This window comes from Heliomicrobium modesticaldum Ice1, from assembly GCF_000019165.1.
GTDB classification, from domain to species: Bacteria; Bacillota; Desulfitobacteriia; order Heliobacteriales; family Heliobacteriaceae; genus Heliomicrobium; species Heliomicrobium modesticaldum.
The window spans coordinates 1,270,805-1,292,160 of the sequence record NC_010337.2; the positions used below are offsets into that span (position 1 = coordinate 1,270,805).

20 protein-coding genes and 3 tRNA genes are annotated in these 21,356 nt (G+C 59.2%); 20 read left to right on the forward strand and 3 right to left on the reverse strand.

Annotation, left to right across the window (positions count from 1 at the left end):
- The first annotated feature begins 77 nt into the window (after nucleotides 1-77).
- From mfd to HM1_RS05725, 11 genes are all read left to right on the forward strand, one after another.
- On the forward strand, nucleotides 78-3,821 hold the full coding sequence (gene mfd, locus HM1_RS05675; protein ID WP_012282353.1) for a transcription-repair coupling factor: 3,744 nt from the start codon (nucleotides 78-80) through the stop codon (nucleotides 3,819-3,821).
- 99 nt (nucleotides 3,822-3,920) lie between these two features.
- Complete coding sequence (locus HM1_RS05680; protein ID WP_012282354.1) at nucleotides 3,921-4,937, forward strand: peptidylprolyl isomerase; 1,017 nt, start codon at nucleotides 3,921-3,923, stop codon at nucleotides 4,935-4,937.
- A 150-nt stretch (nucleotides 4,938-5,087) separates the two neighbouring features.
- Nucleotides 5,088-5,651: a stage V sporulation protein T gene (gene spoVT, locus HM1_RS05685; RefSeq protein WP_012282355.1), complete on the forward strand. Its 564-nt coding sequence runs from the start codon at nucleotides 5,088-5,090 to the stop codon at nucleotides 5,649-5,651.
- A 55-nt stretch (nucleotides 5,652-5,706) separates the two neighbouring features.
- Nucleotides 5,707-7,413 (forward strand): putative polysaccharide biosynthesis protein, encoded by a 1,707-nt coding sequence (locus HM1_RS14515; RefSeq protein WP_012282356.1) that lies wholly within the window; start codon nucleotides 5,707-5,709, stop codon nucleotides 7,411-7,413.
- Between the two features lie 46 nt (nucleotides 7,414-7,459).
- Nucleotides 7,460-9,085, forward strand: a complete 1,626-nt coding sequence (yabN, locus tag HM1_RS05695; protein WP_064504615.1) for a bifunctional methyltransferase/pyrophosphohydrolase YabN — start codon at nucleotides 7,460-7,462, stop codon at nucleotides 9,083-9,085.
- A gap of 132 nt (nucleotides 9,086-9,217) precedes the next feature.
- The gene (locus tag HM1_RS05700) at nucleotides 9,218-9,493 is read left to right on the forward strand and encodes an HU family DNA-binding protein (protein ID WP_012282358.1); all 276 of its coding nucleotides are present in this window, start codon (nucleotides 9,218-9,220) and stop codon (nucleotides 9,491-9,493) included.
- A gap of 74 nt (nucleotides 9,494-9,567) precedes the next feature.
- Nucleotides 9,568-9,831 carry an RNA-binding S4 domain-containing protein gene (locus HM1_RS05705; protein ID WP_012282359.1) on the forward strand — a complete coding sequence of 88 codons (264 nt, stop codon included), beginning with the start codon at nucleotides 9,568-9,570 and terminating at the stop codon, nucleotides 9,829-9,831.
- Between the two features lie 97 nt (nucleotides 9,832-9,928).
- The gene (locus HM1_RS05710; protein WP_012282360.1) at nucleotides 9,929-10,219 is read left to right on the forward strand and encodes a YabP/YqfC family sporulation protein; all 291 of its coding nucleotides are present in this window, start codon (nucleotides 9,929-9,931) and stop codon (nucleotides 10,217-10,219) included.
- Nucleotides 10,220-10,246: 27 nt separating this feature from the next.
- On the forward strand, nucleotides 10,247-10,885 hold the full coding sequence (gene yabQ / locus HM1_RS14520; RefSeq protein ID WP_187147816.1) for a spore cortex biosynthesis protein YabQ: 639 nt from the start codon (nucleotides 10,247-10,249) through the stop codon (nucleotides 10,883-10,885).
- A gap of 107 nt (nucleotides 10,886-10,992) precedes the next feature.
- A complete protein-coding gene (locus HM1_RS14525) occupies nucleotides 10,993-11,397 on the forward strand; it encodes an FtsB family cell division protein (RefSeq protein WP_148207093.1) in 405 nt (134 codons plus the stop codon).
- A gap of 59 nt (nucleotides 11,398-11,456) precedes the next feature.
- On the forward strand, nucleotides 11,457-12,383 hold the full coding sequence (locus HM1_RS05725) for a Ppx/GppA phosphatase family protein (protein WP_012282363.1): 927 nt from the start codon (nucleotides 11,457-11,459) through the stop codon (nucleotides 12,381-12,383).
- Here the strand turns inward: HM1_RS05725 and HM1_RS05730 are convergent.
- Together HM1_RS05730 and HM1_RS05735 are read right to left on the reverse strand one after the other, a co-directional pair.
- A complete protein-coding gene (locus HM1_RS05730; RefSeq protein ID WP_012282364.1) occupies nucleotides 12,380-13,138 on the reverse strand; it encodes a type 1 glutamine amidotransferase in 759 nt (252 codons plus the stop codon). The two genes, HM1_RS05725 and HM1_RS05730, sit on opposite strands and share 4 nt — an antisense overlap.
- 3 nt (nucleotides 13,139-13,141) lie before the next feature.
- Nucleotides 13,142-14,545, reverse strand: a complete 1,404-nt coding sequence (locus tag HM1_RS05735) for a Mur ligase family protein (protein ID WP_012282365.1) — start codon at nucleotides 14,543-14,545, stop codon at nucleotides 13,142-13,144.
- A 159-nt stretch (nucleotides 14,546-14,704) separates the two neighbouring features.
- Between HM1_RS05735 and HM1_RS05740 the strand changes: the two genes are divergently transcribed.
- The 4 genes from HM1_RS05740 to hemA all read left to right on the forward strand — a co-directional run bounded on the left by HM1_RS05740 (nucleotide 14,705) and on the right by hemA (nucleotide 16,826).
- Nucleotides 14,705-14,780: transfer RNA gene (locus HM1_RS05740), tRNA-Met, on the forward strand.
- A 5-nt stretch (nucleotides 14,781-14,785) separates the two neighbouring features.
- A tRNA-Met gene (locus tag HM1_RS05745) sits at nucleotides 14,786-14,863 on the forward strand.
- 7 nt (nucleotides 14,864-14,870) lie between these two features.
- Nucleotides 14,871-14,946: transfer RNA gene (locus tag HM1_RS05750), tRNA-Glu, on the forward strand.
- A gap of 542 nt (nucleotides 14,947-15,488) precedes the next feature.
- Entirely contained in the window at nucleotides 15,489-16,826 is a 1,338-nt protein-coding gene (gene hemA / locus HM1_RS05755) for a glutamyl-tRNA reductase (protein WP_012282367.1), read from the forward strand.
- A 326-nt stretch (nucleotides 16,827-17,152) separates the two neighbouring features.
- Here hemA and HM1_RS15135 read toward each other — a convergent pair whose 3' ends face one another.
- Nucleotides 17,153-18,514, reverse strand: coding sequence for a transposase (locus HM1_RS15135; protein ID WP_012281426.1), 1,362 nt, complete (start codon nucleotides 18,512-18,514; stop codon nucleotides 17,153-17,155).
- 287 nt (nucleotides 18,515-18,801) lie between these two features.
- Here HM1_RS15135 and HM1_RS14530 point away from each other — a divergent pair, with 287 nt between their 5' ends.
- The 5 genes from HM1_RS14530 to HM1_RS05785 all read left to right on the forward strand — a co-directional run bounded on the left by HM1_RS14530 (nucleotide 18,802) and on the right by HM1_RS05785 (nucleotide 21,345).
- Entirely contained in the window at nucleotides 18,802-19,236 is a 435-nt protein-coding gene (locus HM1_RS14530; protein ID WP_012282369.1) for a c-type cytochrome, read from the forward strand.
- A 378-nt stretch (nucleotides 19,237-19,614) separates the two neighbouring features.
- The gene (locus tag HM1_RS05770; RefSeq protein ID WP_012282370.1) at nucleotides 19,615-19,833 is read left to right on the forward strand and encodes a hypothetical protein; all 219 of its coding nucleotides are present in this window, start codon (nucleotides 19,615-19,617) and stop codon (nucleotides 19,831-19,833) included.
- Nucleotides 19,833-20,282 carry a QcrA and Rieske domain-containing protein gene (locus HM1_RS05775; protein ID WP_012282371.1) on the forward strand — a complete coding sequence of 150 codons (450 nt, stop codon included), beginning with the start codon at nucleotides 19,833-19,835 and terminating at the stop codon, nucleotides 20,280-20,282. The genes HM1_RS05770 and HM1_RS05775 overlap by 1 nt, the downstream gene beginning before the upstream one ends.
- Nucleotides 20,283-20,285: 3 nt before the next feature.
- Nucleotides 20,286-20,927 (forward strand): selenite/tellurite reduction operon b-type cytochrome ExtP, encoded by a 642-nt coding sequence (gene extP / locus HM1_RS05780; protein WP_012282372.1) that lies wholly within the window; start codon nucleotides 20,286-20,288, stop codon nucleotides 20,925-20,927.
- A 16-nt stretch (nucleotides 20,928-20,943) separates the two neighbouring features.
- Nucleotides 20,944-21,345 carry a cytochrome b family protein gene (locus tag HM1_RS05785; RefSeq protein ID WP_012282373.1) on the forward strand — a complete coding sequence of 134 codons (402 nt, stop codon included), beginning with the start codon at nucleotides 20,944-20,946 and terminating at the stop codon, nucleotides 21,343-21,345.
- Nucleotides 21,346-21,356: the final 11 nt, after the last annotated feature.

A 21,356-nucleotide genomic window follows, 5' to 3' on the forward strand; every position in this document is an offset into this window, starting at 1 on the left:
CCCTGGGTCGGGGAGACGGGGGGAGTCTTTTTTTCTGCCCAAAAATCGGCCTGGAGGAGACGAGAGGAGTAGAGACCATGGCCGAAAAGGCCCTTAGCGGCAACCTTTTTGAATATATCGCGCAGACAACGGAGTTTCAGCACTTATGGTCAAACTGGAAGCGGGGGAGGCGCCAGCAGGCCGTTTTTGGCTTGTCCGCCAGCCAGCGCACGGCGCTGATGGCCACCATGGCCCGCCGTTTGGGCCATCCTTTGTGCGTCGTCACCCATTCGATTCAGCAAGCTCGCCGGATTGCCGAGGACCTGCAGGTGCTGTTGCCGGACGAGGAGGTTCTATCGTTCCCAGCCACGGAGGTGATGCCCTACGAGGTGCTCACCTCCAGTCACGAGCTGTTGGCCCAGCGCCTCGATGTGCTGTCCCGCCTGGCCCGCCGCGAGCCGGTGACGGTAGTGACGACGATCGACGCCCTGATGAAGAAACTTGTTCCCCCGGCGGTGATGGCTGAGGCGGATCTAGAATTCATCGTCGGCTGCCGGATGGAACTGAGCCATATCCAGGAGCGGCTTCACTATCTTGGTTACCAGCGGACGCCGATGGTGGAGGCGCCAGGCCAATACTCCCTCCGCGGGGGGATCCTGGACGTGTACCCCCTCACCCGGAGCCTGCCGGCGCGCATCGAGTTTTTCGATGACGAGATCGACTCCATCCGCCTCTTTGATGTAGAGACGCAGCGTTCGAAGGAGAAACAGGACCGCTACGCCGCAGGTCCGGCGCGGGAGATGCTGCTGGCGGCGGAGACCTTGGCCCAAGGCCGGCGGGAACTGGAGAAGGAAGCGGCGACCGCGCGGGAGCGACTGCTCCAATCAGGTTGCCAGGAGGCGGCGGCGCGGCTGCAGGCGAAGATTGACAGCTATCTGGAGCAACTGGACGAGGGCATCTGGGTGGAAGGGTTGGAGCAGTTTCAGAACTTTTTTTACCCCGATCAGGTCTCCCTCTTCAGCTACCTGCATCCGGAGACGATCGTCTTTTGGGACGAGCCGACACGCCTGAAAGAGTCGGCTGAAGCCAAGGAACAGGAGATCTCAGAGACCTTTGTCCACCTGCTCGAAGCGGGCAGCGTCCTGCCGGCGCAGCGCAACGTCTATAGGCACTACAACGACCTCGTCGAGGAACTGGCCGGTCATAGGGTGATCCACCTGGCCCTGTTGGCCAAAAAGATCGAGCGGGTCACCGTCGAGGACACGATCCAATTCAACGCCAAGAACATGCATCCCTTTCTCGGCAAGCTCGACATGCTGGCCGAGGAGTTGAAAAACTATAAAAAACGCCGGATGGCCGTCTTGATCCTGGCCGCCTCGACGGTGCGGCGCGACCGCATCTGTGACGCCTTGCGCGATTACGGTGTCGAGGCGCAGCCCGTCCCCGGCATTGATGCAGAGCTGCATCCCGGGACAGTCGCCGTCGGCGTGGGCCAGTTGGAGGCCGGCTTCGAACTGGTGCAGGCCCGGCTGGTCCTGATCACCGATTTGGAGATCTTCGGCCGCGAGAAACGGCCGCGCAAGCCTCGCAAGTCGGCCCGGGAAGGCCAGAGGATCGACAGCTTCGTCGACCTGGCCCTGGGCGATTATGTGGTGCACGTCAACCACGGCATCGGGCGATATATGGGCGTAGAAAAGCTTGAAGTGGGCGGCGTCCACAAGGATTATCTGGTGATTCGCTACGCCGGAGAGGACCGCCTCTATGTGCCCACTGACCAGGTGCACCTGATTCAGAAGTATGTCGGCGCCGAAGGGGTGGCCCCTAAGCTCTACCGGCTCGGCGGCAATGAGTGGCACAAGGTCAAGCAGAAGGTCAAGGATTCAGTCCGCGAGCTGGCCGGCGATCTGCTCAAGCTTTACGCCGCCCGGGAGAGCAAGCCCGGCTACGCCTATTCGGCCGACACGCCCTGGCAGAAGGAGTTTGAGGAAGCTTTCCCCTACGAGGAGACGCCCGATCAGGCCCGTTCCATCGCCGAGGTCAAGACAGATATGGAAAAGGCGAAGGCCATGGACCGCCTGCTCTGCGGCGATGTGGGCTACGGCAAGACGGAGGTGGCCATCCGGGCCGCTTTTAAGGCCGTCCAGGATGGCAAGCAGGTGGCGATTCTGGTGCCGACGACAATCCTGGCTCAGCAACACTATAACACCTTCCGGGAGCGTTTCAGCGGCTATCCCGTCCGGGTCGATGTGCTCTCCCGCTTTCGCTCGCCCAAGGAACAAAAGGCCTCCCTGGAGGGGCTCAAATCGGGCGAGGTGGATATCGTCATCGGCACCCACCGTCTCGTCTCTAACGACGTGTCCTTCAAGGACCTGGGTCTGCTGATCATCGATGAAGAGCAGCGCTTTGGCGTAGCCCATAAGGAGAAGATCAAGCACCTGAAGGAAAACGTCGATGTGCTCACCCTGTCGGCGACGCCGATCCCGCGGACCCTGCACATGTCCTTGGTGGGGCTCAGGGACATGTCGATCATCGAGACGCCGCCGGAGGACCGCTACCCCGTCCAGACCTACGTGGTCGAGTATAACCCTGAGTTGATCCGCGAGGCTGTCCGCCGTGAACTGAACCGAGGCGGACAGGTCTACTATGTGCGCAACCGGATCGAGGACCTGGATCGCATCGCCCGTGACCTGGGTGCGCTCGTCCCCGATGCCCGCATCGTCGTCGGCCACGGCAAGATGCGCGAGGATCAGTTGGAACAGGTGATGCTCGATTTCTTGGAAGGCGAGTACGACATCCTCGTCTGCACCACCATCATTGAAACTGGCCTCGACATCCCGAATGTGAACACGCTCATCGTCGACGGCGCCGATTTGATGGGCCTCTCGCAATTGTACCAGCTGCGCGGTCGCGTCGGTCGCTCCAACCGGCTGGCCTACGCCTTTTTTACCTACCGCAAGGACAAGGTGCTCACCGAGGTGGCAGAGAAGCGCCTCCATGCCATCCGGGAGTTCACCGAACTCGGTTCCGGCTTTAAGATCGCCATGCGCGACCTGGAGATCCGCGGCGTCGGCAACCTGCTCGGTCCCGAGCAGCACGGCCAGATGGCCTCAGTCGGCTTCGACCTCTATTGCCGTCTCTTAGAGGAAGCGATCCAGGAGTTGAAGGGCGCCAAGCCGGAAGAGGCGCCGGAGACCTTCGTGGATATCCGCGTCGACGCCTTCATCCCTGACGGTTACATGGCCGATTCGTTGTCTAAGGTCCAGTTCTATAAGCGGCTTTTGGCGGCGCGCACGGTGGACCAGGTGGAGGCGCTGGAGGAGGAGATGGAGGACCGCTTCGGCGATCCTCCCGAACCGGTGGAAAACCTGGTCAGTTTGAGCCGGATCAAGGCATACGGCCAGCAGGCCGGTGTCTCGGCGGTGCAGCAGGAAAAAGAGGAACTGCGCATCCGCTTCTTTCCCCATGCCAAGGTGGAGGCCAAGGCCGTTTCCGCTCTTGTGCAGCACCTTGGCCGCAAGGTCAATTTTTCGGCCACCGGCGGCTTTGAGATCCGGATCAAGCCGGGCCGTGTCAAACCGCGGGAACTGCTTCGGTTGCTCGAACATTCGCTGGCCATCATCGCCGGCTGTGGCCAGGGTGGGGAGGAAGGGAACGGGGCAGCCGCTGGGCGAGGCCTTTCGGTCGACAAGCGCACGGTCGATGGCAAAGCGGCAGCCTACGGGAAAAGCGCCGGCGAAAACGCTGGCGCGAGAGCCAGCGCCAGCGCTGCTTTCGGCGCTGGCACAGCCCCTCGGAGCGCCGGCGCACAGACCGCCAAATGGCCGCCTGTGGGGCGCAAGTAGGCAAGGCGTCCCTGGAAAAGATCGGGTCGCCCTTCGGCTTGCCCGGGGGGAGAGCCGGTGGTATAATCGGCCTATACGAGACGAGGAGGCCGTGAAATTTTGAATAAAATAATGAAAACGATTGCCCTTCTCCTCATGGGCGCTGCGCTGTTGTCGGCTGCCGGATGCAGCAGCGGCGGCAATGTGGTGGCCTCGGTGAATGGAGAGACGATCTCCCGGTCTGATCTGGATAAGCGCATCAACCGCTACAAAGAGGAGCTCTCTCGCTCCGGCGGCGCCGATTCCAAGGAACTCATGGCCAACCTGGAACGGCAGGAATTGGAGCACATGATCGACGAAATGCTCTTTACGCAAGAAGCGAAGAAGCGAAATATCGAGGTGTCCGATGGGCAGGTAGCGGCGGAACTGGCGAAGGAGAAACAGCAATTCCCTTCTGACGCCGAATTCCAGGAGGCCCTGAAACGGTACCGACTGACAGAGGATGAACTGAGCGGCATTATCCGCACCCGGTTGATCTTCAACGGGCTCTATGACGCGGTTACGTCCGATATTCAGATCTCTGACGCTGATGTGGAAAAGTACTACCGGGACAACCCTGATAAATTCAAGCAAAACCGGCAGGTGAAGGCGTCCCATATCCTTCTGAAGACAGAGGAAGAGGCCAAAGCCATCATCGCTGAGTTGGAGCGGGGCGCTGACTTCGCTCAGTTGGCCGTCCAAAAATCGACAGATTCCACGGCTGCGCAGAACAAGGGCGACCTGGGCTACTTTCAAGCGGAGGACATGGTCAAGGAGTTTTCCGACGCCGCCTTCTCTATGAAAAAAGGTGAAACGTCGCGCACGCCGGTCAAGAGCAATTTTGGCTATCATGTGATCCGCGTGGAAGACATCAAAGAAGCGCGCCAGCAGCGTTTTGACGAGGTGAAGGACCAGATCCGCGTCGATCTGGGCGCTGACCGGAAACAGGAGCGCTTTGAATCGTGGTTCGCCGATGTGAAGGCCCAGGCCAAGATCGAGCGCAAGCTGCCGGAGGCGCCAGCGGCGCAACCGCCTGCCCAGCAAGCCCCGCAAGGCTCTACCCAAGACCCCGCAGGCAACGCCCAGCCGGGAAAATAGGCCTTCAGCTGCAATCCCCGAACCGTCTGACGGTTCGGGGATTGCCTTTCAATGAATGGAAAAAAATGAATAACCCTTTCTTGTCGGATATATACTATCACTGAACCGGAACCCCGAAGTCAGGGCCCGCAAAGGAGGGATGGTGAAGGGATGAAAGCAACGGGCATCGTACGGCGAATCGATGATCTCGGGCGCGTGGTGATCCCGAAGGAGATCCGGAGGACGCTGCGCATTCGGGAGGGAGATCCCCTCGAGATCTTTGTGGATCGCGAAGGGGAGGTCATCCTGAAAAAATATTCGCCTATCGGCGAATTAGGGGACTTTGCAAAGGAATATGCGGACTCCTTGAGCGAGGCCACAGGCCATATCGCCTGTATCGCTGACCGGGATAATATCATCGCCGTAGCAGGAGCCCCGAAGAAAGAGTTTTTGGGCAAACCGATCGGCCCCGCTGTCGAACGGGTGATGGAAGAGCGGAAGGCCATTTTGATTCAGAAACCGGGCGAACACAGTCATTGCAAGGGTTGCCCGTCGACGGAAGAGGATGTCGATTGTAAGTTTTCTGCTGAAGTTATAGCGCCGATCATAGCCGAGGGAGACCCCATCGGCGCCGTTATTCTGGCATCGAAGGATCCCAATGTCAAGATGGGCGACATGGAGATCAAACTGGCCGAAACGGCTGCCGGTTTCCTCGCCAAACAGATGGAACAATGACACTACCAAAGCATAACCGTTCGGTTATGCTTTGTTGCGCTTGGAGGGTGGCGCCATGACGTCGTGGTGGACTTCCGGCGGACAACGTCTGCTGACCGGTGCCCTCTGGCTGACGGGCGCCGGGATCGTCAGCAAGTTTTTGGGGGCCTTTTACCGCATTCCCCTGGCCCGGATCCTCGGTTCGGAAGGCGTCGGGTTGTATCAGATGGTCTATCCCGTCTATACGGTGGCTTTGAGCTTGGCCACAGCCGGTCTGCCCGTCGCTATCTCGGTCCTGGTGGCGGAACGGGCCACCCGAGGGGACCATCCCGGCGCCTATCGGTTTTTTCTCGCCTCTTTCTGGCTCCTGCTCACCTTGGGCTGTGGAGCCACATTGCTGTTGCTCGCCTATGCGGAGACGATCGCTCGCGTCGTGCTGAGAGACGACCGGACCCTCTATTCCCTCTGGGCGATCGCGCCGGCGGTGCTGCTGACGGCGCTGATGGCGGCCTATCGCGGCTTTTTCCAGGGTTATCAGCAGATGGCGCCGACGGCCCTCTCTCAGGTGGTGGAACAGATCGTCCGGGTCGGGATCATCCTCGCCGTCAGCGGTATTTTGGTCCGCTACGGTGTCGATATAGGCGCTGCCGGGGCGACATCCGGCGCGGTAGCCGGCGGAATGGCGGGCCTCGCCGTGCTGTGGCTTTTTTTTTACGCCTGGCGCCGGAGCGGGCCTTACAGTGCGGGGCAGGCGGAAGCGGCAGTTGCCTGGACCGGATCGGCGGACCCTTTCCGTCTTGGCCGCGCTTTTCCGAGCGGTATGGCCGGTGCGCCTTTGGCGGGCGCCTTGCGCGGGGCTCTTCGGGGCGGCGCGGACCTGCTGGCCATGTGGAAGTCTCTGCTCGTCTTATCTCTCCCCATCTCCATCGGCGGACTGGTGATCCCTCTGATGCAGACGGTCGATGCGGCGCTGATTCCCCGGGGTTTGCAGGCCGCCGGTTTTTCGGCTCACCAGGCGGCGGCGCTCTTCGGTGAGTTTTCCGGGATGGCGGCGGCGCTGGTCGGTTTTCCGATTATCGTCACCGGCGCCGTGAGCGCCAGCCTGGTTCCGGCTATCGCCAGCGCCTGGAAGGGGGGCAACAGCCTCGCCGCGATCGAACGGTACCGGTCGGCCATGCGCCTGTCGAGCATGCTCGCCTGGCCGGCTGCCTTCGGTCTAGCCGCTTTGGCCGCGCCGATCTGTGAAGGGCTTTTTCAGGCGCCCGGCGCGGCGGAGCCGCTGCTTTGGCTGGCGCCATCGATCATTCCGACGGCTTTTTACCAGGTGGCCTCGGCGGGCCTGCAGGGGATGGGACGAACCGCCTTTCCTGTGTTTGCCCTCGCCCTGGGGGCTGCCTTGAAGGTGGTCTGCAATCTCATCCTGTTGCCCCGTTGGGGGCTGATCGGCGCGGCGGCAGGTTCTAACGGGGCCTTCCTGCTCTCGGCCTTGCTGGTGCTCGCTTATATCGGCTGGCGCGGCGGTTTTTCTTTCCCCTGGGGCGCCGCCTTGCTGAAACCAGCCCTCGCTGCTACAATGATGGCGGGTTATGCCATTTCTGGCGCGCCTTATCTGACATCTGTGGCCGGCGGCTGGATCGGCCTTGCCCTTTCGGTAGCGACTGCGGGGATCGTCTACGTTCTGACGATGCTCGCCATCGGCGGCATCCAGGAACGGGACCTGGCTCTCTTGCCGCGCGTCGGCCCCCCTTTGGCCGCCTGGCATCGCCGTTTTTGGGGCGCCTAGCAAAAGCTTTCAAGGTGGGAATAAAGAGGATATGTGTGCAGAGAACATGAGTCAGAATATACCTGTCAACGAATCAAGGGGACCGCTGATCACCGTTGTCGGCCTTGGCGCAGGCGATCCGGGACAGCTGACGCGTGCAGGATGGGAGGCGCTTTGCCGGGCCGACCGGCTTTTTTTGCGCACAGCCATTCATCCGACCGTTCCTTTCCTCAAGGAAGCAGGTCTTGTCTTTGAGACCTTTGATCCCCTCTATGAGTCCGCCGAATCCTTTGACGGCCTCTATCGTGAGATCGCCCGCCGGTTGATCGAATCGGCTGAAGCGGGTCCGATCACCTTCGCCGTCCCGGGCCACCCCCGGGTCGGCGAAAAGGCTGTCGCCCTGCTGCTCGATGAGGCTCGCCGCCGCAACTGGTCTGTCGAGGTGATCCCGGGCGTCAGTTTTCTGGAGGCCCTCTACACGGCTGTGGGTTTTGACCCGGCGCGAGGACTGACGGTGCTGGACGGACTGGATCTGGCGCCGGAGGACCTGGGTGGACGGCGGGCAACGGTGATCACCCAGGTCTATGGGCGGCGGATCGCCTCTGATGTGAAGCTGACCTTGATGGAGCGTTACGGCGATGAACATCCGGTGACGGTCATCAGGGCGGCGGGGGTCGCCGGGGAAGAGCGGATCGCCGTGATCCCTCTCTACGAACTGGATCGCCTGGACTGGGTCGATCACCTCACCAGCGTCTATGTGCCGCCCTTGTCGGCAGTGGACGCGAACCGGCCTGTTGAGGCGTCAGAGGATTTGAAGAAGCGGTCAGCAGCGATCTCAGGGCCGCCGGCGGACGGGCGAGCCGACTATGCCCTCGACCCGCTTGTCAAGGTGATGGCGCGGCTGCTGGCTCCCGGCGGCTGTCCCTGGGACCGCGAGCAGAGCCATCAAAGCTTGAAGCCCTATCTCCTGGAAGAAGCCTACGAGGTGCTGGAGGCCATCGATCTTGGCGACGACGGCAAGTTAAAAGAGGAATTGGGCGACGTGCTTCTGCAGGTCGTATTTCACGGCCTGATCGCTGAAGGGGAAGGCCGCTTCCGGATCAGTGAGATCGTGGAGACGATCACCGAGAAGATGGTCCGCCGCCACCCCCATGTCTTCGCCGATACGAAGGTGGCTGACGTCGGGGAAGTTTTGGTCAACTGGGAGGCCATCAAGGCTAAAGAGAAAGGGGACAAGCCGTCGCGAAGCCCTTCTGGGATCGACCGGGTTTCGACGGCCATGCCGTCGCTGTTGCGGGCCGAGAAGGTGCAGAAGAAGGCAGCCCGGTTCGGCTTTGACTGGCCCGATGAGCAGGGACCGCTGGCCAAGGTGCAGGAAGAGTGGGAAGAATTGTTGGAGGCCGCCGGATATGGCAGGTTGGACGGCGGTTTCCATTCGGCCGGAAGTAGAGCGCGGGATATCGTCCGCCTTCGCGACGAACTGGGCGATCTGCTTTTCGCTGTTGTCAACGTGGGCCGCTTTTTGCAGATCAACCCTGAGGAGGCGCTCCAACGGGCAGTAGACAGGTTCATCCGTCGCTTCCGCCATGTGGAAGAGTGCTGCCGTCGCGACGGCCGGGAGATGGCCCGTTGCGCCATTGAAGAATTGGATGTCTACTGGGAAGAAGCGAAGGCACGGGAAGGGCAGACGTGATCAACCGAAGGGGGCGGAATGGCTCCGTTAGGAATATTTTGGCTTAAATAGTCGAAAATAATAACGAGCCGGAAGGAAAAGATGGGTATGTAGCGAATAACCTTACAGCGATCAATATGAGGAGGGGTAACGGTGAACAAGGCCGAATTGGTGAGTGCGGTCGCTGAAAAGGCCCAACTAACCGAGGAGGATGCGAAAAAAGCCGTCAATGCCTTTTTCGCCGTCGTGCAAGAGGCGTTAAAGGCGGGAGATACGGTCCAGTTGCTTGGTTTTGGGACTTTCAAAGTTCGCGAGCGGACAGCGCGGGAAGGCCGTAACCCCCAAACGGGCGAAACCATCATCATAAAGGCGTCGAAAACGCCGACCTTCAAGGCGGGCAAATCGTTGCGGGACGCTATGGAGGCATAGTTTTTCCGGATACATCATCGGCGTTGAGGTCAGGTTTCCCTGGGGAACCTGATTTTCGTTGTGGGGGGATTTTTTTGCGTCTCGACAAATTTTTGAAGGTGTCCCGCATCATCAAACGGCGCACCCTGGCCAAAGAGGTCTGTGACGGCGGTCGTGTCACCGTCAATGGCCGACCGGCCAAAGCGGGAACGGAGGTGCAACCGGGGGACCGGCTGACCTTGCAGTTTCCCCAAAAACGCATTGAGGTGGAGATCACCGACGTAAAAGAGAACGCGCGGGTCGATGAGGCGAGAGACCTTTACCGGGTCCTCCGAGAGGAGTCCCTTGCCCTTGATTGACAAAGCGCTTGCCTTTACTCCCGTTCTAGATCATACGCCTGCCCACATAACCATGTTGGGGAGGCGTATTTATTTTTTGAAGAGGGAGGAACTTCCAATGGATGTTCATGGCGATAAAGCTCACGGTTTTGCGGTCACAGACCGGAAGAGCATCACCATTCGAGGGGTCACCCAGGTGGGCGCCTTCGATGAAGTCGAGATCTACATGGTGACGGTGCGCGGCCCCCTGTTGTTGCGCGGAGAGGGATTGCAGATCACCCAGTTGAACCTGGATGATAAAGTCCTATCTGTCGAGGGGCGGATCGATGCTGTCCAATATGTAGAGGAGCATTCTCCCCAGAACTTGAAGCAGAAGGGCAAGAATCTGCTGGAGCGCCTGCTGCGGTAACCGAAGGGGTTACGAGGGGGGATGACCGTGACGCCGCTGGCCCAGCAGGTCTACGGGTTTGTCTTGTCGGCTGTAGGCGGATTGGTCCTGGGGACGGCCTTCGACCTGTACCGGACGATAGTAGGGGTGGGTCGGCGAAGGTGGTGGGTCGCCGTCGCCGATGTGTTCATGTGGATGATCGGCGCGGGGCTTTTCTTTTTCCTCCTGCTCTGGGGTCACTGGGGGGAGGTTCGCCTGTATCTTTTCCTGGGATTGGCCTGCGGACTGGGCCTGTACTACCGGTTCATGACCGAGGAGGTCCGGGCCTTTTGGGAAGGCATGCTGGAACTGATCCTGCACCTGTTGCAGACGCTGGGGTACCTGGTGACGTTCCCCTTTATCTTTCTGTATCGCGCCGGGCGGCAGGCGCTGCGCTGGATCTACCTGACGGGAGGACGGGGGATGCGCTGGGTCTATCGCCGCTTATGGACGCCGTCCTGCAAGGCCATAGGTCGTTGGCGCGCCCGCTTGGTCCGTCTCACCGGCCGTTTTAAGCGGTTTTTGGGGCTAAAAAGCGCAGGTGCCCGGCGCTGGCTGGGGCAAAGGACGGGAGGCACCTGGCAGCGGCTGATCGGGCGCCTGCAGGCCTTGTTGCGCCGTCCGCCGGGCCCGCCTCCTGCGGCATAAACGAAGGGAAAAAGTTTCCTCATTCCCGCTGTGGTGAGGAAGGATTTTCAGGGCGGCGCGCCGAAAGCCCCACTATTGCAAGAAGCATTCGGACAGGGGTGAGGCCCTTGGCGCATCCGGCAGAGACACAGCAACAGCGGCGGCTGCAGTTGCCGCCGCAGCAACAACGGCAGCCGCTACGGCGTCCTCGCAAGGGGAGCGGTATGGGTATGAAGTGGGCGATGGTTGCGGCAGTCATCGTCGCTTTCGCATTGGCGGCGCTCCCGCCCTTTCTGCAACAGCGCCAGTTGGCTCGGGAGTCGGACAGGTTGTCGGCGGAACTGGAACAGGTGCGCGCCGAGCGACGGCAGTTGGAGAAAGAGAAGGAATGGCTCGCCTCGGACGCCTATGTGGAGCAGGTGGCCCGTCAGCAGTTGGGCTTGGTAAAACCGGGCGAGATGATGGTGGTGCGGACCCGCCCCGGCAACGCCTTGAAGAAGGACACCCAACATGCCCAGGAGATTCGCGATTAAAAAAGCATTTCCGTCCTCGAGCGGCGGAAATGCTTTTCCTATGGGGGGAGGTGAGTGACATGACGGTGAAGGACAATCGCTGGGGCGCCATCGACATCGGTTCTAACTCGGTGCGTTTTCTCGCCGCCGAGGTGGCGGAGGAGGGCATGCAGACCTTGTGGCGTCGCCTCGATACGACGCGGCTCGGCCGCGAGGTGGAACGCACCGGCGACCTGCATCCTGAGTCGGTTCAGCGCACACTGGATGTGCTCGCTGCCGGGCTGGCTGCGATGGCTTCATTCGGTGTGGATACAGGTAGGGTGGCGGCCTTTGCTACGAGCGCTGTCCGTGAGGCGGGCAACGGCGTCGCCTTTTGTCGGCGCGTCTTTGAAGAGCTCGGCCTTTCTGTGACCGTCCTCTCCGGAGAGGAGGAGGGGCATCTCAGTTACGAAGGCGCCGTCGGCGGCCTGTCGTCGAGTCTGAGCGAGGGACGGATTCCTGTCGTTGTCGACATCGGCGGCGGTAGCGGCGAAGTGGTCTTTCGCCACGGCGGCTGGTGGCGGCGGAGTTTTCCGCTCGGCGCTGTTCGGCTGACGGAAAACGGCTGGGGAAAGGCGGAGGTGGCCCGGCTCTGGACGCCGGCCGCCGAGGCGATCCGACGGTTGCGCGACGAGGGCGGCAATCCCCTCCTCATCGGCGTGGGGGGGACGGCGACGACGGCGGCGGCTATCGCCCAGGAACTGCCCGCCTATGCCCCGGAAAAGGTCCATGGCTTTTATCTGCCGCTGGCCCGGTTGCGCGACATAGGCGCAAGGCTGCGCGCCCTTGACCTGGAGGCGCGCCGGCAGATGCCGGGACTTCAGCCCGAACGGGCCGACATCATCCCGGCAGGGCTGTTGGCGTTGGAAACATTGATCGAGACGGCCGGTTGTGACGGCTTTATCGCCAGCGAGACGGATCTGCTCCACTGCGCCCTGATGCGGCGTGCGGCGGGACAGTGGCCTTAACGGGAGGCAAAGCGGCGGGCTACCGAGCCGTGGGCCTTTCGTTCCCACGTATCGGCCAGGGGCGTCAGGCTGCCGTCACCGTAGCGCCGTTCGAGGGCGCGGGCAATCAGCCAATCGGCCAGCGCCGGGTTTTTGGGCAGCACCGGTCCGTGCAGGTAGGTGCCGATGGCGTTTTTGTAGACGGCCCCTTCGCCCTTGTCTTTTCCATTGTTGCCGTGGCCGGCGACGACCTGGGCCAAGGGTCGAATGCCGCCGCGATCGCCGAGAAAGGTGCGGCCCGAGTGATTTTCAAAGCCTACCAGGCTCACGCCGTCGCCGAGGAAAGGCGCTTCGGCGACGACGTTGCCGATCAGGCGTGTCGACCCCGCCGTTGTCCAGGCGTCGAAAAGGCCCAGACCGGGCATCTCTGCTCCGGTGTGGGTGCGGTAATAGCGTCCCAGGAGTTGGTAGCCCCCGCAGACGGAGAGCAGGGGCAGGCCGCTTTCGGCAGCCTCCACAAGGGCGGGACCTTTGTGCTCTTGAAAGTCTCGGAACAGGAGCGTCTGTTCCCGGTCGGAACCGCCGCCCATGAAGACCAGGTCGGCGTCGGTGAAGGCGAAGCGGTCGTTTAAAGAGACCCGCTCGACAGCAAGGGGGATCCCCCGCCACTCGCAGCGCCGGAGCAGGGTGATGATGTTGCCCCGGTCGCCGTAAAGGTTGAGCAGGTCCGGGTAGAGGTGGACGAGGCGCAATGCGCGGCGGTCTGTTCGAACCATCGGCTATTCCTCCCAGTAGCGGGGCGAATGGCCTAGGTTGGCCAGCGCCGTTTTTGACTCCAACAGGGCGGTATAGGTCGGCAGGATGTAGAGGGTTTCTTCTGGGCGGCTCATCTCCAGCGCGGCGGCGATGGCTTGATGGATATCAGGCTCATAGGAAATGGCTTCTGCCGGCACGCCGGCGTAGTGGAGGCGAAGGGCCATGTCTTCGCCGCGCAGCCCCGAGGTGGAGACGCTGCGCAGTTCCGGCAGGATCGGGGCGAGGGCTTCAAAATCGGCGTCCCAGAGCCAAGAGATGTCTCGCCCGTCGGCGGCGTTGTCGTTGATGATCACGAGCAGGCGCTTCGGCCCCCGGTTTTGGGCGAGGGTCCGCAGCACCTCGTCACAACCGGTGGGGTTTTTGATCAACGCCAAAAAAGCGCGGCGGCCGTCAGCCAGTTCCAGCCGCTCCATGCGGCCGAAGTTTGTCCTGTAGCCTTGCAGGCCGGCCCGGATCGATGGCTCGGGCAGATCCAGCCGTAGCGCTGCTGCGGTGGCGGCGAGGGCGTTGTATATGTTGTAGAAGCCGGGGGTGGAGAGCTCGACGCGCCAGCTGCCCCGGGGGGCGTTGACGGTGAAGGCGGAGCCTTCTTCGCCTTTCAGTTCGATGGCGGAGACGCTGATCTTGGGCTGGGGCCGCTGAAAGCCGCAGTGGACGCAGCGGTAGTGGCCCAGTTGGCCGAAGAAAAACCAGTCGTAGGTGAGCGGGTGGCCGCAGAGGCGGCAGAAGCGCGTCTCTGCCGACTGGGTCATCTCCCGGCTGCCGTAAGATCGGTCGTCGATGCCGAAGTAGAAGACCCTTCCTCGGTAGCGGCGCCCGATAGAGGCGACCAGCGGGTCATCGGCGTTGAGGATGGCCACCGACTGGGGCGGAAGCAGCGCCAAAGCCTCTTCGACGAGGGTGACCGTTTTGTCCAGTTCGCCGAAGCGGTCCAGTTGATCGCGGAAAAAGTTCGTCACCACGACGCCGCGGGGACGCACCTCCCGGACCAACTGGGGGATGGTGGCCTCGTCGACCTCGATCACCCCGAGATCGCTGGCGATGGACCCGCCGATGCTGGCCGATTCGATGAAGGCGGCCGTGATCCCACCGACCAGGTTGGCGCCGGCGCGGTTGTGGGTCAGCGTCAGTTTGGACGCGGCGATCATCTCGGCGAGCATCTTCGACGTGGTCGTCTTGCCATTCGTGCCTGTGATGACCATGGCCCCCCGTTTCAACTGGGCGGCCAGGGCGGAGAGCAGTCCGGGGGCGATGCGGCGGCCCAATCCGCCGGGGAAGGATGTGCCGCCGTGCCCGATGCGGCGGTTCAGCCAGATCGCCGTCTTGCCGGCCCAAAGGCCGACCAACATGCGCGGTGAGTATAGCAAAGGGGCACCTCCGTCAGTAAGCAGCGTTATCGACAGTACTATTTTATATTAATTTGGCCTGCCTTTCGTTGTTTTTTTATTTTGCCGAAGCTCTTGACAGAAGTGCCTACGGTATGGCATAATACAGTGGTCGACAGCGGTAGACTGTCTTCTGATTGACGCGGGGTGGAGCAGTTGGTAGCTCGTCGGGCTCATAACCCGAAGGTCGAAGGTTCGAGTCCTTCCCCCGCAACCAAATCTGGCGGTGTAGCTCAGTTGGTCTAGAGCATACGGTTCATACCCGTAGTGTCGTAGGTTCAAATCCTACCACCGCTACCAAAGAAGGGGCCCGTTGGTCAAGCGGTCTAAGACACCGCCCTTTCACGGCGGTTACAGGGGTTCGAATCCCCTACGGGTCACCATCTGCCATTGAAGCGCCTTTCCGGCTTACGGAGAGGCCTTTTTGTTTTTCTGCGCGTCGCTTTTTTCGGACGCAAATGTCTGGCGCCTTTGGCATGTTCTTTTTTGGGGATCATTCAGGGGTGTCGCAGGAACGGTTTCGCTATACGTGAAATCTGGGGGGGATTGGCGGAGCGAGCGATTTGGGAAGAGCGGCGTCGTCAGCGGAAAAGCGCGCCATGACATGCAGAAAAGCCCCAGAGGTTTGGCGCGCCCGCGGAGCAATCAAGCGCACAGCCGCGCAGCCCTTAGCGAGCGGAGTCAATACACCCCCCGATTTTCCGATAACGCACCATAAACAGTGAGCCCGTCCGGTATTACAAAGCCGAGAAAAAACATAGGCAATTTTTATTCGGGACTTTTACAAATCGATCGGATCGAGTAAAATGGGAAAGGACGGACGATTCGTACGGAATTCATGATGCGCCCGTCGCGCTTGTTGTGGCGAGCGCTCCTTTCATCGCTGGACAAGGCTTGCATTTCCATAGAATGAGAGGGTGGTGCCATGTTCATTTTCGCAGTCGGACTGAACCACAAATCGGCGCCTGTGGAGGTCCGTGAAAAGCTCTCCTTTACTGAAGCACAAATCTCAGAAGCACTAACCCAATTGGAAGGCATGACCGGCATTGAAGGCTGCTGTATCCTCGCTACCTGTAACCGGACAGAGATCTACGGCGCATGCACAGACTTGGAAGCAGGACTGGCGGCGGTCAAACGGTTTATCATCGAACGGGGCCGCTTGCAGCCCTCCGATTTTGCCAATTATTTTTACGTACATACGCTGTACGACGCCATCCGGCATCTCTTCCGCGTCGCCTCGGGCCTCGACTCGATGGTGCTCGGTGAAACGCAAATCCTGGGTCAGGTGCGCGCAGCCTACCAGCGGGCTTGCAACGAGCGGGCCAGCAACGGGATCATCAACACCTTGTTCCAACAGGCCATCACCGTAGGCAAACGGGTGCGGTCGGAGACCGGTATCGATCAGCACCCCGTATCCATCTCCTATACGGCCGTCGAACTGGCGGAACAGGTCTTCGGCGGCCTCGCTGGCCGTTCCGCCATGGTGCTGGGTGCCGGCAAGATGAGCGTGCTCACCTTGAAGCATCTCGTCGCCCAAGGCGTGGAGAGGATCATCATCGCCAACCGCTCCGTTGAAAAGGCGAAAGAATTGGCCCAAGGCTGCGGCGGGGAGGCCATCCCCTTCCATGAAGTCCATGCTCGGATGGCCGAGGCAGACATCGTCATCTCCTGTACGGCGGCCACCCACTATGTCATCCGCCGGCCCATGATGGAAGAGGTCATGGAGAGGCGGAGCGGCAAGCCTGTATTTCTCATCGATATCGCCGTGCCGCGCGACATCGATCCCGAGGTCGCGCAGGTCTCCGGGGTGCATCTGTACGACATCGACGACCTGCAACACGTTGTCGACCGCAATCTGGAGGAGCGGCGCAAAGCGGCCATCGAGGCGGAGGAGATCATCGAAAGCGAGATCACCCAATTCCTGCGCTGGCTGAACTCCCTCTTCGTCATCCCTACCATCGTCTCGCTGAAGCAAAAGGGCAACCAGATCCGGGAAAAAGAACTGGGCCGGGCCTTGAGCAAGCTGAAGCATCTGTCGGAGAAGGAAAAAAAGCTCGTCGGCTCTCTGGCCAGTTCCATCGTCAATCAACTGCTTCATGATCCGATCACCCGATTGCGGCACTACGCCGCTACGCCCGAAGGCCATCTCTACTCGGAAATCCTGCAAAACCTCTTCTGCCTCGACGTGCCCGGACAGCGCCAGAAACACGCTGCACCGCGGTTGCATGTGGTGGAGTCGTCCCGGCAAAATCACGGCGGCTAAAGCGGCATTTGGGCATTGACTCTTCGAATTATATTGGCTATTATTTTTAACAAATATTTATTAAAAGATATACAAAGCATGTCTGAAAAATGGATGAAAAATCGAGGATTTTCTGCCGAAAACGCAGAACCTACGCAATCGAAATAGCACCAAGCAAATGAGCGACCTCTTACGGTTAACCGATTTAATGGCGATACCAATTCTCTCTTTAAATGTTTAAATTATCCAGTCGACAGTTGCATTTATCCTACGCAAGTTTATGGAAAAAAACACCTTGTTTATACCAGTGCTTCGATAGGCAATCCCACCCTTTCACCCTTGGTCAGCTAGGCAGTAGATAAGCCCCACTCCCAGACCCAACGATATAGATGTAAAGATACCCACCTCGTCGCTTCGCGCATCTCATCAATGAGATATCGAAGCGGCACATCTCGATGACGAGAGGCAGGGAGGTGGTGAAAGAAAAACAATCGCTTAAGATTAAAAGCCAGCACTTGAAATCCGATCATCGCTTTGATCGCCACCGAATCGTGCACGAAGCAGTGGTCCAAGGCGTTGAACGTCTTAAGGTTGCGAAATCCAATATTCTCAATATCCCAACGAGCGGCGGCAATTTGTGCGATCGTCTGGGTATCCGCTTTTTCGGATGAGCATGTGGTTGCTATCCAGCGCTCCACCACATCAGTGACAAAGACTTCTTTGTTTGCTTCGATGACTGTCTTGTTGGTATGACGAATGATTTTTACGATTCGCATGGGCACGCGAACTTGCGGCCATTGTGCCAATCCCTCTTCGTCCCAAGCTTGAACGTAAACGGTATTCCCTTTTCCATCTCTTTCTTCCCAAGTGGAGTCCGGAAGCCGGTTCGCAAAGCAGGCATTTGCCTCTTTCATTATCCGTCGACGTTCTTCTTTCATGCGAACAACTACATGAGCGCCTGCATCCAGAGCGGCATGAATGACGGGTGCTTTGGCAAACAGCGCGTCTAACGTGTATACATCCGTTATTTTTCCATAGGTCTCGGCCATACGTCGGATCAATCGTTGGGCGACGGTGGTTTCTCCTTCATCCTTGTCCACCCCATCCTGAGGCTTTCGCATTTCCCAGTCATAAATCAGGTTCGCGTTGCCGCCAACCTGTTGAGCGACTACGACCGCATGATAATAGTCGGTGGTTTTGTCGCGGTGTTCGCGCGTAAGGCATTCGGGACAACGATAGGCCTTGGTGTGGAATAACTCCACGCCATCGATGGCAGTCACTCGCCAACCATTGATGCTTTCCTTCTGCGGGCCGCGTTGCTCCTTATATCGCTGGATCACACAGTTATGCTGCTTTCGTTGCTCTTTTAGATCCCATTTCATCAAGGCTTGTCGCACCGTATCATGTGATGGCAATCGAATGTTTTTGGGAACCAATTGACGGAATACCCCGGTTTTTTGCCAACGGTCCATCTGCTCCATACTTTCCATACAGAAAAAGGCGCCAAAAAAAGCGACGGTAAAAATGGCTGGGGCTTTGATACGGGGTTGTTTGCGACCATCCTTTGCTTGACGGACCATCTGCGAAAAGCCATATACCTTTGAGGCGTACTGCGTAAAATGTTGAATTAGTCGGCCCGCTTTTTTTCCACCAGGTGTTCTACAAAAAATTTTCTGGACTTCTTCGAGTGGCTGTGCTACGCTTTGCACTGAGGATTCCCCCTTTGTTCAGTGTTTTGCTTTGCAACCACTCACTTCGACAAAGGTAACGGGAATCCTTTAAAATTTTCTGGAAATTAATCTAATTACATCCATTTTCCCGTGGGAATTGTCGCGTTTTCATGACAATTCTCCAACAGCGCCTCAGACAGGGGATTAGCAGACTTTTTTATTAAAGATGCGTGGGTTCTGCCGAAAACGCCCAAATTTGGGCGTTGAGGATAATAACAGGTTCTTTATAATGAAAAGTGTTTATTCAGCAAGGAGGTGAAATCATAATGAAAAATTTCAAGCTTATCGGCATCGCGGCCATCCTGGGCGTCAGCATGGTTGCCCTGACCGCCTGCAGCAGCAGCTCCAGCAAGCCTGCTGAAGCTCCGAAGCCCGCTCCGGCTGCTGAGCAAAAGGCTCCGGAGAACAAAGCTCCGGAAAACAAGGCTCCCGAGGCGAAGTCCGCTGCTGCCAGCCTTGACGCCAAGGCCCTCTACACCGGCAAAGGCGCCTGCATCACCTGCCACAAGCTGGGCACGGAAGGCGCGCTGGAGGTCGGCCCCAACCTGGATAAGGTCGGCGCCAAGTACAACGAAGAGAAGATCTACAAGATCCTGGTAAACCCCGTTGGTGAAGGTCTGCAAGCGACCATGCCCGCGGCCACCACGCTCTCTGACGACGAGAAGAAGGCTGTTGCCAAGTTCCTGGCCGAACGGAAATAGTGAGTGTTTCATTCGCAGGACAGGGTACATAGTGGCGAAGAGCCCCGCAAGGGGCTCTTTTTCTGTGTGGTCTATCACGTATACGTAGTACTTTTGTTCATGGTCTATACAGGGAAAAAAGAACGTGTTATTATACTTTAGCGGGAAATGCATCACAGCTTGACGGGAACGCCCGTTTCCGGAGCCGTCGGCCCTGTCCCACTCCTCATCGACCGCTATGAGCCCAGTTGAGACGACGTCATGTACAAGCAGAACGCTGGTTCAGAGGGGAGGGAGCGATGTGAGCCTTCACTTTTGTCGGTCTTTAGGGACAAGGTCGGGAAACAGGTTACACAAGGATCCGCCGGCAGCAGCCGGTAATGTTAAGGGGGGGTATTTTTGAAAGCGCCGGATTACAAAGCAGGGTCGCTTAACCTGATCCTGTTGACCCTGGTCGCAGTTGCGCTGCTTTTTCTCATGGTGAAGAAATGGTCCGTCGGCGATTACAATGGTGCTGCCGTTTATATAGGCCTGTTGTTCGTCGATTTCGGGGCGGCCCTCTACTCGTTCCGCGTGGCCGTTTTTGACGGCACCGGCTATAAGGAGGTAAAAGACTGATGGATTCAAACGTTTCCAGGAGGAAATTCCTTGGCGGGATCATCGCCATCCCCACGCTGGCCGCCCTGGGCGCTCCTTTGGCCGCTGTCGGTCAGTACGTCTATCCTCCCGACTCCCTGTTGCAGCCGCCGGCGCCGAAGAAGATCGGCACCCTGGCCGAGCTGAAGCCGATGGAGGCGCTGCGCTTCGATTACAACGATATCCCCTGCATGGCCGTCAAGATCAAGGATCAGGTCATCGCCTACACCTTAAAGTGCACCCACCTCGGTTGTACGGTAGACGTGCCTAAAGGCAGCCTGGAAGGGAAGAAGCTGATCTGCCCCTGCCATGGCGGGGAGTTCGACCCCGAAGGAACCAATATCGGCGGACCGCCGCCGAAGCCGCTTGTCCGCCTCGCTGTGGAAGTCAAGGAAAACGGCGATATCATTGTCAAAGAGGGGGCTGTGTAACGAATGAACTGGTTGGAAGAACGGATGCCCGGCATCGGTCGCATCGCCAAGGACATCGCCGAACACCCCGTCCCCTCCCATACGTTGAACATATTTTACTGCCTCGGCGGCTTGACGCTGCTCTGTTTCATCATTCAGTGCCTCACTGGCGTTTTTCTCGCTTTTTACTATAAGCCGACGCCGGAAGCGGCTTTTGCCAGCGTTCAGATGATCACCAACGAAGTCCGCTTCGGTTCCGTCATCCGCTCTATGCATCACTGGTCTTGCCAATTGATGATCCTGCTCGTGTTCCTGCATATGCTGCGCGTCTACTACACAGGCGCCTTCAAAAAGCCGCGGGAACTCAACTGGGTCGCCGGTTGCTTCCTGCTGGTGCTCAGCCTCGGCTTGGCCTTTACGGGCTACCTTTTGCCCTACGAGCAACTGTCCTACTGGGCTTCCGTCATCGGCGCTGAAACGGCGAACACCTTGCCTGTCATCGGTCCGACTTTAAAGATCATGATGCAAGGCGGCATCAAGGTGACGGCCGAGATGCTCAGCCGCTTCTACGTGCTCCATGTCATGATCCTGCCCGCCATCACCATCGGCTTCTTAGTTGCGCACTTTATCATGATCCGGGTCCAGGGCATCTCGGATCCGATGTAAAAGGAGGTCGCCCCTTATGGATAACCAGAAGAAACGGTTTACCGTTCCTTTTATACCGGTTCACATCACCACAGAAGCGGCCCTGGCGATGGCTTTTGTGGGTATCCTGTTCATCCTCTCGGGAGTGCTGCCGAAAGAGATGGCTGAACCAGCCGATAAGCTCGTCACCCCGATCGGCCTGAAGCCGGAGTGGTACTACCTCTGGGCGTATGTCATCCTGGAGCAGGTCCCCAACAAACTGTTGGGCATCACCATTCCCGGCCTGATGGTCCTGGCGCTCTTCCTTGTGCCCTGGTTGGAACGGAGCAAGGAACGTCATCCGGCAAAACGCCCCATCGGCGTCGCCGTCTTCACAGTCATGATGATCGTCGTCGCCATCTTGACCTATATGGGGGCTACCCTGCAGATCGGCGGCTAGCGCGGATGGGA